Annotated in this window: 16 protein-coding genes; 12 read left to right on the top strand and 4 right to left on the bottom strand. The window is 63.5% G+C overall.

What is annotated here, in order from left to right:
* Positions 1-254: 254 nt before the first annotated feature.
* Complete coding sequence (locus O4H53_RS03750) at positions 255-1,127, bottom strand: MurR/RpiR family transcriptional regulator (RefSeq protein ID WP_269361521.1); 873 nt, start codon at positions 1,125-1,127, stop codon at positions 255-257.
* Positions 1,128-1,244: 117 nt separating this feature from the next.
* Here O4H53_RS03750 and O4H53_RS03745 point away from each other — a divergent pair, with 117 nt between their 5' ends.
* Genes O4H53_RS03745 through O4H53_RS03715 form a run of 7 tightly spaced genes read left to right on the top strand, consistent with a single transcriptional unit; the run spans position 1,245 to position 8,935 of the window.
* Positions 1,245-2,024: an N-formylglutamate amidohydrolase gene (locus O4H53_RS03745; protein WP_269361519.1), complete on the top strand. Its 780-nt coding sequence runs from the start codon at positions 1,245-1,247 to the stop codon at positions 2,022-2,024.
* Positions 2,012-2,581 carry a TRAP transporter small permease subunit gene (locus tag O4H53_RS03740; RefSeq protein ID WP_269361518.1) on the top strand — a complete coding sequence of 190 codons (570 nt, stop codon included), beginning with the start codon at positions 2,012-2,014 and terminating at the stop codon, positions 2,579-2,581. Before O4H53_RS03745 ends, O4H53_RS03740 begins: the two co-directional genes overlap by 13 nt.
* Positions 2,581-3,909 (top strand): TRAP transporter large permease, encoded by a 1,329-nt coding sequence (locus O4H53_RS03735; protein WP_114275329.1) that lies wholly within the window; start codon positions 2,581-2,583, stop codon positions 3,907-3,909. Before O4H53_RS03740 ends, O4H53_RS03735 begins: the two co-directional genes overlap by 1 nt.
* Before the next feature lie 46 nt (positions 3,910-3,955).
* The gene (locus O4H53_RS03730) at positions 3,956-4,993 is read left to right on the top strand and encodes a TRAP transporter substrate-binding protein (protein ID WP_269361517.1); all 1,038 of its coding nucleotides are present in this window, start codon (positions 3,956-3,958) and stop codon (positions 4,991-4,993) included.
* Positions 4,994-5,052: 59 nt separating this feature from the next.
* Entirely contained in the window at positions 5,053-6,414 is a 1,362-nt protein-coding gene (locus O4H53_RS03725) for a glutamine synthetase family protein (RefSeq protein WP_269361515.1), read from the top strand.
* Position 6,415: 1 nt separating this feature from the next.
* Entirely contained in the window at positions 6,416-7,786 is a 1,371-nt protein-coding gene (locus tag O4H53_RS03720) for an aldehyde dehydrogenase family protein (protein ID WP_269361513.1), read from the top strand.
* Positions 7,787-7,789: 3 nt separating this feature from the next.
* Entirely contained in the window at positions 7,790-8,935 is a 1,146-nt protein-coding gene (locus O4H53_RS03715) for an iron-containing alcohol dehydrogenase (protein ID WP_269361511.1), read from the top strand.
* Positions 8,936-9,162: 227 nt separating this feature from the next.
* Here O4H53_RS03715 and O4H53_RS03710 read toward each other — a convergent pair whose 3' ends face one another.
* Positions 9,163-9,633, bottom strand: a complete 471-nt coding sequence (locus O4H53_RS03710) for a MaoC family dehydratase (RefSeq protein ID WP_114275324.1) — start codon at positions 9,631-9,633, stop codon at positions 9,163-9,165.
* A 13-nt stretch (positions 9,634-9,646) separates the two neighbouring features.
* The gene (locus O4H53_RS03705) at positions 9,647-10,651 is read right to left on the bottom strand and encodes an NADP-dependent oxidoreductase (RefSeq protein WP_269361509.1); all 1,005 of its coding nucleotides are present in this window, start codon (positions 10,649-10,651) and stop codon (positions 9,647-9,649) included.
* 40 nt (positions 10,652-10,691) lie between these two features.
* On the opposite strand from O4H53_RS03705, the gene O4H53_RS03700 reads away from it, so the two are divergent.
* The gene (locus O4H53_RS03700) at positions 10,692-11,345 is read left to right on the top strand and encodes a histidine phosphatase family protein (protein WP_269361508.1); all 654 of its coding nucleotides are present in this window, start codon (positions 10,692-10,694) and stop codon (positions 11,343-11,345) included.
* A gap of 53 nt (positions 11,346-11,398) precedes the next feature.
* On the opposite strand, the gene O4H53_RS03695 is transcribed toward O4H53_RS03700, so the two are convergent.
* On the bottom strand, positions 11,399-12,394 hold the full coding sequence (locus tag O4H53_RS03695) for an NADPH:quinone oxidoreductase family protein (protein ID WP_269361506.1): 996 nt from the start codon (positions 12,392-12,394) through the stop codon (positions 11,399-11,401).
* Between the two features lie 141 nt (positions 12,395-12,535).
* On the opposite strand from O4H53_RS03695, the gene O4H53_RS03690 reads away from it, so the two are divergent.
* Genes O4H53_RS03690 through O4H53_RS03675 form a run of 4 tightly spaced genes read left to right on the top strand, consistent with a single transcriptional unit; the run spans position 12,536 to position 16,576 of the window.
* A complete protein-coding gene (locus tag O4H53_RS03690; RefSeq protein ID WP_269361504.1) occupies positions 12,536-13,708 on the top strand; it encodes an acyl-CoA dehydrogenase family protein in 1,173 nt (390 codons plus the stop codon).
* A 4-nt stretch (positions 13,709-13,712) separates the two neighbouring features.
* Positions 13,713-14,828 carry an acyl-CoA dehydrogenase family protein gene (locus O4H53_RS03685; RefSeq protein ID WP_269361502.1) on the top strand — a complete coding sequence of 372 codons (1,116 nt, stop codon included), beginning with the start codon at positions 13,713-13,715 and terminating at the stop codon, positions 14,826-14,828.
* On the top strand, positions 14,829-15,650 hold the full coding sequence (locus O4H53_RS03680; RefSeq protein ID WP_269361500.1) for an SDR family oxidoreductase: 822 nt from the start codon (positions 14,829-14,831) through the stop codon (positions 15,648-15,650).
* Positions 15,650-16,576 (top strand): SDR family NAD(P)-dependent oxidoreductase, encoded by a 927-nt coding sequence (locus tag O4H53_RS03675; protein WP_269361498.1) that lies wholly within the window; start codon positions 15,650-15,652, stop codon positions 16,574-16,576. Before O4H53_RS03680 ends, O4H53_RS03675 begins: the two co-directional genes overlap by 1 nt.
* The last annotated feature ends 6 nt before the right edge of the window (positions 16,577-16,582 follow it).

Raw genomic sequence — 16,582 nt, 5'->3', positions numbered from 1 at the left:
CTTTCTGTCGTTCGCAACGAAAGCCCAAGCCGCGCATTGACGGGCCGTGGTGCGGCGATGCGACCAGTCGTGACTGGCACTTTATGGCAGCCAAGCACTTCCAAGTTATCCGTGGCACACGACAGCAGCCAAATCGCCGTGCCAGGGGACGGCCCGGCGATGCGCGGCGGCCTGCGGCCTTGATTCCGCGCTTGGGAAAGCGGAAAGGACTCGTTCCGGAGCGCCGCTGCATTTTTCACGAATGACCACAGGCCCTAGGTAAATTTCCGAAACAGCTTGGTCTGGTCGAACATGTCCTCCAGCGCTTCCATCCGGGTCTTGGTCTTGTCCCAGTCGAGGTTCTGAACGGCGGAAATCATCGTTTCGGTCAAGAGCAGGGTGGTGGCGGCGGAATCCCAGGCCGAAGGCACGACGATCCGGCTGCTGAAGCTGATGTCGGCCAGCTCATGCACGGGAGAGCGCCACTGGTCGGTGAAGAGGATCACCCTGGCCCCCTGCGCATGGGCCATCTCGGCCAGTTTCAAAGTGTTGTTCTCGTAGCGGCGCACGTCATAGATCACGAAAACATCGCCCGGCGCCACATCCAGCAGGTAATGCGGCCAGGTGTTGGAGGTGGACTGGATATGGGTGATGCGCGGGCGGATGACCTGCATGTGCAGGAACAGATATTCGGCCAGCGTATGGGTGACACGCCCGCCCACGATGTAAAGGTGACGTTTGGTGTCGCCCACCAGCGCGCAGGCGGCGTCAAAGGCCTTCGGGTCGATCTGGCCCAGCGTGTGGCGGATGTTGTCGATCACCGCGTCGGTGAAACGGTTCAGCATATGCCCCTCGGGCGCGCCGTCGGCCCAGGTGTCGTGTTTGGCTATCGGCCCCTTGACCTTGGCCCGCAGTTCCTCGCGCAGTTCGGCCTGGAATTCGGGGTATCCGCGGAAACCCAGCTTCTGCACCATCCGGGCCACTGTCGGCACGGAAACCTCGGCATCCTTGGCCAGCGCGGTCAGCGGACCCAGCCCGGAGGCCGGGTAGTTTTCGAGAATCGAATGGGCCAGCTGGCGTTCGGCGCGGGTCAGCCCCTCCAGCTTTTGCTGGATGCGGTCGGATATGGTCAGGGGCGCTTCGGCCATCGTCGCTCCGGATTTGATCGGAAAATTATCAAAGCCTTCGTGCTTGTGATAAATTTTTCACAATTCTGTTGACATCCGCGCCGCTTGGCAAGCACTTTATCCTCAGACGGGGGTGCCATGGCTCAGACGACAGATCATGCAGCGGAAGAAAGCGTGGCGGAGGTGAACCCCTCTGGCACATCCTGCATTGTACTGGTCTGCGAACATGCCAGCCACCTGATCCCCGATGAATTTGACGGGCTTGGGATGGCTGAAGGCGACCGGACCAGCCACGCCGCCTGGGACCCGGGTGCATTGGCGGTGGCGGAGCATCTGTCGACCCGGCTGGATGCCGTCCTGATCGCCGGCACCGTGTCGCGGCTGGTCTATGATCTGAACCGTCCGCCTGAGGTGCCGGGCGCAATGCCCGCGCAGAGCGAGCTGATCGTGGTGCCGGGCAACCGGGATCTGTCCGATGCCGCGCGTGCGGAGCGGGTGGCGCGCTATTACAGGCCGTTTCACGACTGCATCAGCCGGAAGATGGCGCGGATTGCCGAGCCGATCCTGATCACGATCCACAGTTTCACCCCGGTTTTCCATGGCCAGCGGCGCAGTGTCGAAATCGGTGTCTTGCATGACGAGGACAGCCGTCTGGCCGATGCGCTGCTGGAATGTGCCGGGGCGCATACCGGGGCGCGCGTGGCGCGCAATGCGCCCTATGGGCCGCAAGACGGTGTGACCCATACCTTGCAAGTGCACGCGCAGCGCCAGGGCCATCTGAACGTGATGCTGGAGGTGCGCAACGACCTGATTGCGACGGCAGAGGCACAGCGCCGGATGGCCGAGATGATCGCGGGCTGGCTGGCGGATGCCTGTACGCGGCTGGGCAGGGGAGGACGTGTTTCATGCGTGGCGTGATGCGCGGATATATTCGGGTGGCCGATGCGGTGAACTACCGTCTGGGCCGCATCGCGATGTACGGGATCTTTGCGCTGATGGGGGTGCTTTTGTGGTCCTCGATCAGCAAGACCTTCTTTGTGCCGACCCTGTGGACGCTGGAAATGGCCCAGTTCGTCATGGTGGGCTACTACATTCTGGGCGGGCCCTATGCGCTGCAGCTCGGCTCCAACGTGCGGATGGACCTGCTTTATGGAAACTGGTCGGTCCGCCGCAAGGCCTGGTTCGACCTGTTCACGGTTGTGCTGCTGATCTTCTATCTTTGCGTGCTGCTTTACGGGGCGATCAGCTCCACTGCCTATTCGCTGGGCTATTGGCAGGACGCGCCGATCTCTTATCTTTTCGGCGTCCTGACCGGCAGCGAAGAGATCGGGCGGCTTGAGCAATCATCCTCCGCCTGGCGGCCCTACATGTGGCCGATCAAGGTGGTGATGATCGTCGGGTTCTGCCTGATGATCGTGCAATGCCTGTCTGAATTCTGCAAAGACGTGCTGCGTCTGAAGGGTGAAACGATCTGATGTCATATGAGTTGATCGCCACCCTGATGTTTTCCACCATGATGCTGATGCTCCTGACCGGGCAGCGGGTGTTCGGGGCCATCGGTTTTGTCGCCGTGGTGGCCGCGCTGCTGCTTTGGGGCGACCAGGGCGGGTTCGACATCGGGTTCTCCGCTGCGATGAAGCTGATGAAATGGTATCCGCTGCTGACCCTGCCGATGTTCATCTTCATGGGCTATGTGCTGTCGGAATCGAAGATCGCCGATGATCTGTACAAGATGTTCCATGTCTGGATGGGCGGGCTGCGCGGCGGGTTGGCCATCGGCACCATCGGGCTGATGGTGCTGATTTCCGCGATGAACGGGCTGAGCGTGGCGGGCATGGCCATTGGCGCCACCATCGCGCTGCCGGAACTGCTCAAGCGGGGCTATGACAAGCGCATGGTGACCGGGGTGATCCAGGCGGGATCGAGCCTTGGCATCCTGGTGCCGCCCTCGGTGGTGCTGGTGCTCTACGCGATGATCGCGCGGCAGCCGGTGGGGCAGCTTTGGCTGGCGGGTGTGGTGCCGGGGCTGATGATGGCGGGGCTTTTCATCGCCTATATCGCCATCCGCTGCCGGTTCAATCCCGTGCTTGGTCCGGTCCTTGACGCCGAGGAACGCGCCGCGATCCCGCGCAGTGAAAAGCTGCGGCTGCTGGGGGCGGGCATCCTGCCGCTGGTGATCTTTGCCGTCATGATGGTGCCCTTCGTGCGCGGCTGGACCTCGCTGGTGGAAAGTTCGGCCATCGGGGCGATTGCGGCCTTTCTGGCTGCCGTGCTCAAGGGGCGGATGACGCGGCAGGTCTTTGAGAACTCGGTGCGCAACACGCTGGGCATCACCTGCATGTTCATGTGGATCATCCTTGCGGCGCTGGCCTTTGGCGCGGTGTTCGACGGGCTGGGCGCGGTCAAGGCGATCGAGAACCTGTTCACCGAGAAGCTGGGCCTGTCACCCTGGGTGATCCTGATCCTGATGCAGCTGAGCTTTATCCTGATGGGGACGTTTCTGGACGATACCGCGATGCTGGTGATCGTCGCCCCGCTGTACGTGCCGCTGGTGGGCGCCCTGGGTTTTGATCTGGTGTGGTACGGTATCCTTTATACGATCACCTGCCAGATCGCCTATATGACGCCGCCCTTCGGCTATAACCTGTTCCTGATGCGCGCCATGGCCCCGCCGGAGATTTCGCTGCGCGACATCTATGCCTCGATCACGCCTTTCGTGCTGGTGATGGCCGGGGCGCTGGCGCTGGTGATGATCTTCCCGCAACTGGCGCTGTGGCTGCCCGACCTCGTTTACGGAAAATAACCCCAAGAACTCCGCCAACGGAGCCTCATTCAACAAGGAGAAAGACATGACCACGAGACGTAATTTCATCAAACACGCTGGCCTTGCCGGCGCCGCCACACTGGCCGCGCCCTCCATCGCCCGTGCCCAGGAAGCAATCAAGTGGCGCTTCCAGACCTATGCCGGTTCTGCGCTGGGGGAACATGTGACCAAGCCGGTCATCGACTATATCAACACCGCCGCAAACGGCGAGCTTGAGATCGAATTGTTCTATGCGGATCAGATCGTGCCGACGGGCGAGCTGTTCCAGGCGCTGCAGCGCGGGACCATCGACGGGGTGCATTCGGACGACGATTCCATGGCCTCGCCCACGCCGCTGCAGCAGTTCGGCGGCTACTTTCCCTTTGCCACCAAGCATATCCTCGACGTGCCGGTGCTGTTCAACCAATACGGTCTGAAAGAGATCTGGGAAGAGGAATACGCCAAGGTCGGCGTCAAGTGGTTGTCGGCGGCAGGGCAGGACCCCTGCAACTTCAACACCAAGAAGGAAATCAAATCGGTTGCCGATCTTGACGGTCTGAAGCTTTATACCTTCCCGACGGCGGGCCGCTTCCTGTCGAAGTTCGGTGTTGTGCCGGTGAACATTCCTTACGAGGATGCCGAAGTCGCTGTGCAGACCGGCGAGCTGGACGGCATGGCATGGTCGGGGATCACCGAGGATTATACTGTCGGCTGGGCGGATGTGACCGATTACTTCCTGACCAACAACATTTCCGGTGCCTGGATCGGGTCGTGGTTCGTGAACGAACAGCGCTGGGCCGATCTGCCGGAACACCTCAAGGCCATCGTCATGGCGGGGACCGAAGCGGGCCACACCTATCGCAACCAATGGTACTGGGGTGGTGAAGCGGCCCTGCGCGCCAAGGGGGAAAAGCTGGAACTGCGCACGGTGCCGGCAGCGGAATGGAACGAGGTCGAAGACGCGGCCAAGGCGTTCTGGGAAGAAGTGGCCCAGGAAGGCGAAGTGCACCAGAAGATCGTCAACATCTTCAAGGAGTACAATAGCGTCATCAATCAGGCCGGACCTCCCTATACCAACGGTTGAACCACGATCGGCGGGGGCGTTGTGGCGCCCCTGCCTGCCTTTTGCGAATGGAGAACGAGATGCCGGGCAACCTGAGTTTTGACGATCTGAAATCCCGTGTTGCGGCGGGCACCATCGACACCGTGCTGGTCTGCGCGGTGGACATGCAGGGCCGCCTGATGGGCAAGCGCTTCCATGCGGTGAATTTCGTCGAGACCTCTTTCAAGGAGACCCATTGCTGCAATTACCTGCTGGCCACGGATCTTGAGATGGCGACACCGGCCGGCTATGCCTCGACCTCCTGGGAAAAGGGCTATGGCGATTACGTGATGGCGCCGGACCTGAGCACCATCCGCCCGCTGCCCTGGCTGGAAGGCACGGCAATGGTGCTTTGCGATATTCTGGATCACCACCACAAACCGGTGCCCCATGACCCGCGCGGCATGTTGAAAAAGCAGATTGCGCGGCTGGCGGACCTGGGGTTCGAGGCGCAGATGGCCACCGAGCTGGAGTTTTTCCTGTTCGAGAAAACCCTGGATGAAATCCGCAAGGGCGGATTCACGGATCTGACCCCGATCAGCGGCTATAACGAGGATTACCACATCTTCCAGACCTCCAAGGAGGAACATGTGATGCGCCCGGTGCGCAATCACCTCTTTGCCGCCGGTCTGCCGATTGAAAACACCAAGGGCGAGGCCGAGGCGGGACAGGAGGAGCTGAACATCCGCTATGCCCCGGCGCTCGATTGTGCCGATCACCACACCATTGCGAAACACGCGGTCAAGGAGATTGCCTGGCAGCAGGGCCATGCGGCGAGTTTCCTGCCGAAATGGCACCCGGACCGGGTGGGCTCCTCCAGCCATGTGCATCAGTCACTGTGGAAAGACGGCAAGCCCATGTTCTTTGACCCGGAGGCCGATCTGGGCATGTCCGATCTGATGCGCCACTATATGGCGGGGCTGATTGCCTATGCGCCGGAGTATACGTTCTTCCTCGCGCCTTATGTGAACAGCTACAAACGCTTTGCCAAGGGCACCTTCGCGCCGACAAAAACCGTCTGGTCCGTGGACAACCGCACCGCCGGGTTCCGGCTGTGTGGCGAGGGGACAAAGGGGGTGCGCGTGGAATGCCGCGTGGGCGGGTCCGACCTCAACCCCTATCTGGCACAGGCCGCGATGCTGGCCGCCGGGATCAAGGGGATCGAGGAGAAGATGGCGCTTGCCCCGCCCACCAGGGGAGATGTCTATGAGGATTCCAAGGCGGCGGATATTCCGCAGACCCTGCGGGCGGCGACGGAAACCCTGCGCAATTCGGCCTTCCTGCGCGAGGTGATGGGCGATGACGTGATTGACCATTACACCCGCTGCGCCGAATGGGAGCAGGAGGAATTTGACCGCGCGGTGACGGATTGGGAAATCGCACGCGGATTTGAAAGGGCCTGACATGATCACTTGTATTTCTCCCATCGACGGGTCGGTCTTTGCCGAGCGGCCCACCCTGACGCTGGCCGAGGCGAAAGGCGCCGTGGCCGAGGCGCGGGCGGCCCAGGCCACCTGGGCGGCGCTGCCGCTGGAAGACCGGATCGCGCGGGTGCAGGCGGGTGTCGCCAATGTGGGCGCGATGAACGATGCCATCGTGCCGGAGCTGGCGCATCAGATGGGCCGGCCGGTGCGCTATGGCGGCGAATTCGGCGGCTTCAACGAGCGCGCCACCTACATGGCCGGGATCGCCTCGGAGGCGCTGGCGGATATCGGGATCGAGGACAGCGACAGTTTTCGCCGGGTGATCAAACGGGTGCCGCATGGTCTGGTGCTGGTGATCGCGCCCTGGAATTATCCTTATATGACCGCGATCAACACGGTCGCGCCTGCCCTGATCGCGGGCAATGCGGTAATGCTGAAACACGCCAGCCAGACCCCGCTGGTGGGCGAGCGGCTGGCCGAAGCCTTCCACGCGGCAGGGGTGCCGGAGGCGGTGTTTCAGAATGTGTTCCTGGACCACCAGACCACCTCTGACCTGATTGCGGCGAAATCTTTCGGCTTTGTGAATTTCACCGGCTCGGTCAGTGGCGGTCAGGCGATCGAACGCGCGGCGGCCGGGACCTTTACCGGTCTGGGGCTGGAACTGGGCGGCAAGGACCCCGGCTATGTCCGGGCGGATGCCAATGTCGAGGCGGCGGCGGAAACCCTGATCGACGGGGCCATGTTCAACGCCGGGCAATGCTGCTGCGGGATCGAGCGGATCTATGTGCACGAGGACGTCTATGACGCCTTTGTCGCCAGGGCGGTGTCCATCGTCGAGGGCTACAAGCTGGGCAATCCGCTGGACCCGGAGACCACGCTGGGCCCGATGGCGCAGCCGCGGTTTGCCGACCTGGTGCGCGCCCAGACCGCAGAGGCGGTGGAAATGGGTGCCAAGGCGCTGATCAACCCTGCGCTTTTCCCCCAGGATGGCGGAGCCTATCTGATGCCGCAGATCCTGACGGATGTGACCCATGACATGCGCGTCATGCGCGAGGAAAGTTTTGGCCCCGTGGTGGGGATCATGCGGGTTTCCGACGACGATGCGGCGGTGGCGCTGATGAATGACAGCGACTATGGGCTGACCGCCTCGATCTGGACCGGCGACGCGGCGGCTGCCGAGGCGCTGGGCGACCGGATCGAAACCGGCACCGTTTTCCTGAACCGTGCCGATTACCTGGACCCGGCGCTGTGCTGGACCGGCTGCAAGGACACCGGACGCGGCGGGGGCCTGTCGGTGATCGGCTATCACAACCTTACACGTCCCAAATCATACCATCTCAAGAAAGCCTGACCCATGACGCTTACCGCCAACTGGTCCTATCCCACCGCTGTCCGCTTTGGTGCCGGACGTATCTCGGAAATTGCGGAGGCCTGCGCTGCCGCGGGCATCCGGAAGCCGCTGCTGGTCACCGACCGGGGGCTTGCGGCGATGGACATCACCACGCGCACGCTGGACCTGCTGGAAGCGGCGGGTCTGGGCCGCGCGATGTTTGCCGAGGTGGACCCGAATCCCACCGACAGGAACGCCGAAGAAGGTGTCCGCGTCTACCGCGAGGGCGGGCATGACGGGGTGGTCGCCTTTGGCGGCGGCTCGGGGCTGGACCTGGGCAAGGTCATCGCCTTCATGGCGGGGCAAACGCGTCCGCTGATGGATTTCGAGGACATCGGCGACTGGTGGACACGGGCCGACGCGGAGGCGATTGCGCCCATCGTGGCGGTGCCCACCACCGCCGGGACCGGATCGGAAGTGGGCCGCGCCAGCGTCATCACCAAATCCGACACGGCGGAGAAGAAGATCATCTTTCACCCCAGGATGCTGCCGCGTGTCGTGATCTGCGACCCGGAGCTGACGGTGGGCATGCCGCCCTTCATCACCGCCGGGACCGGGCTGGATGCCTTTGCCCATTGTGTCGAGGCGTTTTCCTCGCCGCATTATCATCCGATGTCGCAGGGCATGGCGCTGGAAGGGATGCGGCTGGTCAAGGACTATCTGCCGCGTGCCTATGCGGATGGCAGCGATATCGAGGCGCGGGCGCAGATGATGGCGGCGGCGGCGATGGGGGCAACGGCCTTTCAGAAGGGGTTGGGGGCGATCCATGCGCTGTCGCATCCGATCGGGGCGATCTACCACACGCATCATGGCACCACGAATGCGGTCTGCATGCCCGCGGTGCTGCAGTTCAACCGGCCCGAGATCGAGGGCGTGATCGAACGCGCGGCGCGCTATCTGGGCATCGACGGGGGCTTTGACGGGTTCGCGGCCTTCGTGGACGCGTTGAATGCCTCGATGGGTATCCCGAAATCGCTGAGCGAGATGGGGATCGAAAACCTGGACATGGACCGTGTCGTCAAGGGGGCGCTGGCCGACCCCAGCACGGGTGGCAATCCGGTGAAGATGACGGCAGAGAATACCCGGGCATTGCTGGAAAAGTTGCTCTGACAGGGTGATTGCCGGGCGTATGTGGCCGGGGTGCGCATGGCGCCTCGGGACCCGGGTGCGCGGCATGCGGGGCCGCAATGCCTCTCGTGAAGACATGTCATGTAAGACCTGTCAAATATGACATGTCTTCATTTGCGGGGGACATGGCGCAAGGTGCCGCAGGATGCAGCCGTGGGGAGGCTGCGTCGCTTTGCTTGCAGGGTGCGGCACTGCAGGAGGGCGCTGCCTCAATCCTTGAACACCGCCAGCCCAAGCCATTCCGCGATCAGGGCGGGGGTTTCCTCGCCCTCGATCTCGACCGTCAGAAGGTTCTCGCGCATCATCTTTTCCTTGCCCCGCGCGCGCACGGCCTGAAGGGTAAAGCGCCCCCGCAGTCGCGATCCGGCCAACACGGGTTTGAGAAACCGCAGCTTGTTCATGCCATAGTTCACGCCCATGACCTGCCCCGGCAGCATCGAAAAGCAATCATAGGCAAAGCGGCTGGCCAGCGACAGGGTCAGGAACCCATGCGCGATGGCGCCGCCAAAGGGCGTCTCGGCGGCGGCGCGTTCCGGGTCCACATGAATCCACTGCATGTCATGGGTGGTTTCGGCGAATTGGTCGATCATCGCCTGATCGACCAGAATCCAGTTCGACACACCAACTTCGGTGCCGATCAGTTTCTCGCTGGCCGCGAGGGCCTCTTGCATGGCGGACATCGTCCTTGCTCCTTCAGCTTGGGTCGGCGGCAACGCGCACCATGCGCTTGCCCTTGTTGTCACCGGCCAGCAGGCCGATCAGCGCCGCCGGTGCGTTTTCCAGCCCCTCGACGATATCCTCGGTGACCTTGATCTGTCCGCTGGCCACCCAATGCTGCAGGGCGCGCAGGCATTTGGCGTCGTTGCGGGCGAAATCCATCACGATGAACCCTTCCATCCGGAGCCGTTTCACCACAATCGCGCCGGGTAGGTTGCGCGGGCCGGAGGGGGCGTCGGTATCATACTGGCTGATCGCGCCGCAGCAGACAATACGGCCCTTTTCGTTCATGACATTCAGCGCGGATTCCAGGACCTTGCCACCCACATTGTCGAAATAGACATCCGCCCCGTCCGGGCAGGCTTCGGCCAGTGCCCGCGACAATCCGCCTTCGCGGTAATCGACGCAGGCGTCAAAGCCCAGTTCCTCCTGCACCCATTTGCATTTCTCCGCGCCGCCGGCGATGCCGACCACGCGGCATCCCAGCGCCTTGGCGATCTGGCCCACATAGGCCCCCACCGACCCGGCAGCGGCAGAGACCAGCACGGTTTCGCCCGCCACCGGCTGACCGATGGAGATGAGCCCGTGATAGGCGGTCTTTCCCGCGATGCCATAGACCGACATCAGATGCGAAAGCTGCGGCACCTTCGGCAGTTTCTGGGCCTTGTGCGCGGGCAGGGTGACATAGTCGGACCATGTCGCCTCCGCCGCCACAAGATCACCGACGGAGAGTTTGGGGCTGTTGGAGGCCATGACCTCGCAGATGGCATAGGTCGGCATGGCATCTCCCGCCTGCACGGCGGCGCGGTAGGTCGCGCCCTTCATCCAGGACCGGTTTGCCGCGTCGATGGACATCAGGATCACCCGCAGCAGCACCTCGCCCGCGCCGGGTTCGGGCATGGCGGTTTCCGTCATCCTGAAATGGTCGGGGGTCAGCGCATCGCTGGGCAGTTCGGCAATCACGATCTGGCGATTTGTCATGGGATATGTCCTATTGGGTTGAATTGAGAAGGAGTGAGGTATGAGCAATGAAGCGCGCCAGCACAGGTTCCAGCCCCCGTCGGGGGCCGCTGACCTGTTGCTGATCCGGCATGGTGAGACGCAGGCGGCGATCCGGGGGCAGGATTTCCCGATGGTGGACGGGCAGGGCGACCCGGCACTGCGCCCCGAGGGCGAGGCGCAGGCGCAGGCCGTCGCGGCGCGGCTGAAGGATCAGCCGATCCGCGCGATCTATGTGACCACCATGCAGCGCACCCATCAGACGGCGGCCCCGCTGGCCGGGGCGCTGGGTCTGACGCCAAGGGTCGAGCCGGACCTGCGCGAAGTGCATCTGGGCGATTGGGACGGCGGCGAATACCGGTTCCGCGCCGCCGAGAATGATCCGGTCATCCTGCGCATGCGCGAATTGCAGGACTGGGGCGCGCTTCCGGGGGCGGAGCCGCGCGATGCCTTCTTCGGCCGCGTGCGGCGCGGGCTGACGCGGATTGCGGCGGCGCATCCCGACGAACTGGTGGCGGTCGTCGTGCACGGCGGTGTGATCGGCGCGGCGCTGGCCCTCGCCACCGAGTCCCGGCCCTTCGGCTTCTCCGGGGCCGACAACGGCTCGATCAGCCGTCTCGTGGTGCAGGGGGACCAGATGATCCTGCGGGGTTTCAACGATGTGTCGCATCTTTGAACGGCGCTGAGTGACAAGATGCCCGGGGGGCGGCAGCGCCCGCCGGATCTTTCTCACGCCACCGTCACCACGACCTTGCCCAGCACCTTGCGGTCCTGCATCATTTCCAGCGCCTCTGCCGCCTTTTCCAGCGGGAAACGCGCGGAAATGCGCGGCTTGATCTGACCATCCGCATACATCCGGAACAGATCCTGCATGTTCTCTGCGTGGGCCAAGGGTTCACGGGCGGTATGCGCGCCCCAGAAGACGCCGACAATCTGACAGCCCTTGAGCAGGGTCAGGTTCAGCGGCAGCTTGGGAATGCCCGCCGGGAAACCCACGACCAGGAACCGCCCCTTCCAGGCCAGCGCCCGCACGGCAGGTTCGGCATAATTGCCGCCCACGGCGTCATAGACGACATCGACGCCGTCACCGCCTGCCAGTTTCTTGATCTGGCTGGAAAACTCCTTTTGCGCATCGCGGTCCAGCTCGCGCGGATAGATCAATGTTTCGTCCGCGCCGAGGTCGCGGCAGAACTGCGCCTTTTCCTCGGAGGAAACGGCGGCGATCACCCGTGCGCCCGCCGCCTTGCCCAACTCGATTGCCGCCGCGCCGACGCCGCCTGCGGCACCGAGGATCAGCAGGGTTTCCCCCGGCTGGATTGCCGCGCGGTCCTTGAGCGCGTGATGCGATGTGCCATAGGTCAGCACCAGGCAGGAGGCTTCCTCGTAGGGCATGTCATCGGGGATCTTGATGACCTTGGTCACATCCGCCACCACATGGGTGGCAAAGCCGCCAAAGCCGGTCATCGCCAGCACCCGGTCGCCGGGGGCAAAGTCCGCCACGCCGTCACCGACGGCCTCGATCTCTCCCGCGACTTCGCCGCCCGGTGCAAAGGGGCGTGGCGGTTTCATCTGATACATGTCACGAATGATCAGCGTGTCGGGAAAGTTCAGCCCGGCGGCATGCACCCGCAGCCGCACCTGGCCCTTGCCGGGCTCGGGTGTGTCGATCTCTTTCAGGACCAGTGTTTCCGGTCCGCCCGGTGCTTCGCTCAGCATCGCTTTCATCTGTAATTCCTCCCGAATTCGGTTGCGCCTCAGTAGGGGACGCAGCGTCTCTTCTTGTCAATCCAATTTCGAAAGGGCATTCTGCTCTGCGGAATGATGCGGCGGGAAGTGACGCAGCGTTCCCTTGGGAGGGAGACATATATGAGTGCCGAAACGACGCCCGATGCGTTCCGCGAAGAGTTGCGCGCATGGCTTGAGGAAAACTGTCCGCAGGAAATGCGGGATGGCAAGATGACCGAAAACGGCATCTGCTGGGGCGGCAAGAACTGGCAGTTCACGTCAGATGCGCAAAAGCAGTGGCTCGAACGCTGCGCCGCCAGGGGATACACCGTGCCGACCTGGCCGAAGGACTATGGCGGGGCGGGGCTGAACCGGGCGCAGGAAAAGATATTCCATCAGGAGATGGACCGTATCAATGCGCGCAAGCCGTTGCAGAGTTTCGGCATCTGGATGCTGGGCCCGGCGCTGCTGCACTTTGGCTCTCATGAACAAAAGCTGCATTATCTGCCGCCAATCGCACGCGGTGAAATCCGCTGGTGCCAGGGGTATTCCGAACCCGGTGCCGGGTCCGATCTGGCCAATGTGCAGACCAAAGGCGAGGACAGGGGCGATCACTGGCTGGTCAACGGGCAGAAGATCTGGACCTCCTACGCGGACAAGGCCGACTGGATCTTCGCGCTGGTGCGCACCGACCGCGAGGCGCCCAAGCACAAGGGCATTTCATTCCTGCTGATGAACATGGAAGACGCGGGAGTCGAGACGCGCCCGATCAAGATGATCAGCGGCATTTCACCCTTTTGCGAGACCTTCTTTACCGATGTGAAGGTGCCCAAGGATCAGATCGTGGGCGAAGAGAATCGCGGCTGGGACGTGGCGAAATACCTGCTGACCCATGAGCGCGAGATGATTTCCGGTGGTGGCGCGGGCCTGTCGGGTGGCGGTCGCGCGCTGGGTGCGGTGATCAATGACACCATGGAGGGGATCAGCGACGCGACCCTGCGCGCCGATGCGATGCGCTGCGAGATTGATTCGCTGGCCATCGGCCTGACGCTGGAACGCTACAAGGATCAGGCAGAGGCCGGGCAGGGCGCGGGCGATGCCTCGGCCATGCTGAAATACATGGGCACCGAGCTGAACAAGCGGCGGCACGAGCTGATGATGACGGCAGGTGGATCGGATGCGCTGGAATGGGATGGCCCGCTGGGCAACCGCGCAGGCGACTGGCTGCGCACCAAGGCGAATTCGATCGAGGGTGGCACCAGCGAGGTGATGCTGTCGATTGTCTCGCGCCGCGTTCTTGGATTGCCGGGGTAGGATCATGGAAAAACTTGTACTGACGGAAGAAGAAACCATGCTCGCCGATATGGCGCGCGGGTATCTGGATGGCGCGGCACCGGTCGCCAAGCTGCGCAAGATGCGCGATGCGAACGAGACCCATGATGCGGCGCTCTGGAAGGAAATGGCCGAGATGGGCTGGGCCGGGGTGCTGGTGCCGGAGGCGCAGGGTGGCTCTGACATGGGGTACGCCGCCGCCAATGTGCTGGCGCGCGAAATGGGCAAGACGCTGACGGTCAGCCCCTTCATCTCCAGTGCCGTGATCGCGGCCACGGCCCTGCGGCAGGTAGCCGATGCCCGTGCGGAGGCAGCACTGGCGCGCATCGCGGCGGGTGAGGCGACCTATGCTCTGGCGGTGGATGAGGGGATCAAGTTCGATCCCGAGGCCACGCAGATGACAGCGCGCGCGGATGGGAATGGTTTCCGGCTGAGCGGGAAGAAGCAATTTGTCGTCGATGGCGCGATGGCCGACCGGCTGCTGGTGCTGGCGCGGACGGAGAACGGGCTGACCCTGTTCGACATCCCGGCGGACCGTGCTGGTGTGACCCGCGACCGCAGCAATATGATCGACGCCCGCGATGCGGCGCGGATCACCTTTGATGACGTGGAGGCCACGGGCGAGGATGTGCTGGGCCAGGTCGATCAGGCGATGAAGGTGCTGAAACCGGCACTGATGGCCGGCCAGGGCGCGCTTGCCGCCGAGATGACGGGGCTGGCTGCCGGGGCCTTCGACATGACCGTGGGCTACATCAAGGAGCGCAAGCAGTTCGGCGTGGAAATCGCCCGCTTTCAGGCGCTTCAGCATCGGGCGGCGCATCTGTGGTGCGAGATCGAGGTGACGGCATCGGCGATCCTGAATGCGGGTCGCATGATGGATGCGGACCCGGAGAATGCGGCGCTGGCGATATCGCTGGCCAAGGCCCGCGCGACCCAGACGGCGACGCTGGCGGTGCAGGAAGGGGTGCAGATGCACGGTGGCATCGGCATGACGGATGCCTATGATATGGGGTTCTACATGAAACGCGCGCGGGTGGGTGCGGAATGGCTGGGCGACTACAGCTATCACGCCGAACAGGTCGCAGCGGCAAGGGGGTTTTAAATGGATATCAACACGTTATTCGGTCTTGAGGGCAAAGTGGCGCTGGTCACCGGCGGGGCCACCGGCATCGGCCGGATGGCCGCAGAAGGGCTGGTGCGCGCCGGGGCCACGGTGCTGCTGGCCAGTCGCAAGGGTGAGGCCTGCGAAGCTGTCGCGAAAGAGCTGAACGCCATGGGCGCATCCGGCAAGGCGGTTGGTTTTGCCGGGGACGTCGGCACCGAAGCGGGCGTCGATGCGCTGGTCAAGACGGTGCAGCAATACACCGACCGGCTGGACATCCTGATGAACAATGCCGGCATCACCTGGGGCGCGCCCTTGGGCGATTTCCCGTTCAAGGCCTGGGAAAAGGTGATGAACGTGAACGTGGCGGGGCTGTTCGACCTGACGCAGAAACTGCTGCCGATGCTGCGCGCCTCGGGCAGCGTGGATGACCCCGCGCGGGTGGTCAATGTCGGCTCCGTCATGGGCGAGCGCGAGATGGGCGATGGCGCCTACAGCTATGCCGCCTCCAAGGCCGCCGTGATCCACCTGAGCAAGATCCTCGCCAAGGAGCTTGCGGGCGAGGCGATCACCGTGAATGCGCTGGCCCCCGGACCTTTTGTCAGCCGCATGACCGCCTTTGCCACCCATGACGAAGACATGCGCAGCAGGGTCGGCGACGACGTGCCGTTGAAGCGCGTGGGCCGGGATGAGGATATCGCGGGCTGCATGCTGTTCCTCTGCGGACGGGGCGGGGCCTATGTGACCGGCGCGGTGATCCCGGTGTCGGGCGGCATCAACGTGATGTCCGGCCCCAACATCTTTGAACAGGCGCTGCACTGATGGCTGATATCCGGTTTGATGGAAGGGTGGCGATTGTCACCGGTGCGGGCGTCGGCCTGGGCCGGTCTCATGCGCTGGGTCTTGCCGCGCGCGGCGCGAAGGTTGTGGTGAACGATCTGGGCGTGGCCCGCGACGGCACCGGCACATCGTCAGAGGCGGCCAAGGCCGTGGTGGCCGAGATCAAGGCAATGGGCGGCGAGGCGATGAGCCATGGCGCCGATGTGTCTGACGAGGCTGCGGTCAGGGATATGGTGGCGCAGGCGATGGACGCCTGGGGCCGCATCGACATCTGCGTGAACAATGCGGGCATCCTGCTGGACAAGACCTTTGCCAAGATGGAAATGTCCGCCTTCCGCAAGGTGGTGGATGTGCATCTGATCGGGTCGGCCAATGTGGCCCATGCCTGCTGGCCGCATATGCGCGAACAGAAATACGGGCGTATCGTGCTGACTTCCTCCGCCTCGGGGCTTTATGGCAACTTCGGTCAGTCGAACTATGGCGCGGCCAAGGCGGCGATGCTGGGGCTGATGAACGTGCTGCACATGGAAGGTGCGCGCGACAACATCCGGGTGAACACGCTGGCCCCCACCGCCGCCACCCGGATGACCGCCGATCTGCTGCCGGCCGAGGCGCAGGAGCTGCTGGCCCCTGAAACCATCACGCCCGGTCTGCTGTATCTGGTCAGCGAGGATGGCCCCAGCCAGGTCATTCTGGGGGCCGGCGCGGGCAGCTTTGCCGAAACGCGGGTCTATGAGACGCGCGGCATCACCCTGATGGGCGAAGACAACACACCCGAGGAAGTGGCGGCGCGGTTCGACGACATCCGCAATCCCAAGGACCAAGAACAACTGGGCGACGCCTTCGGCCAGACCAAGAAATACGCCCTCAATGCAGCGCAGGCCCGTGGCCTGAAGCTCGACTGGTAACATAGG

It is taken from the genome of Sulfitobacter sp. G21635-S1 (assembly GCF_027213915.1).
GTDB lineage: Bacteria > Pseudomonadota > Alphaproteobacteria > Rhodobacterales > Rhodobacteraceae > Sulfitobacter.
Note: the sequence above shows the minus strand (reverse complement) of the source record. Positions and strands in the feature narration are given on the sequence as shown.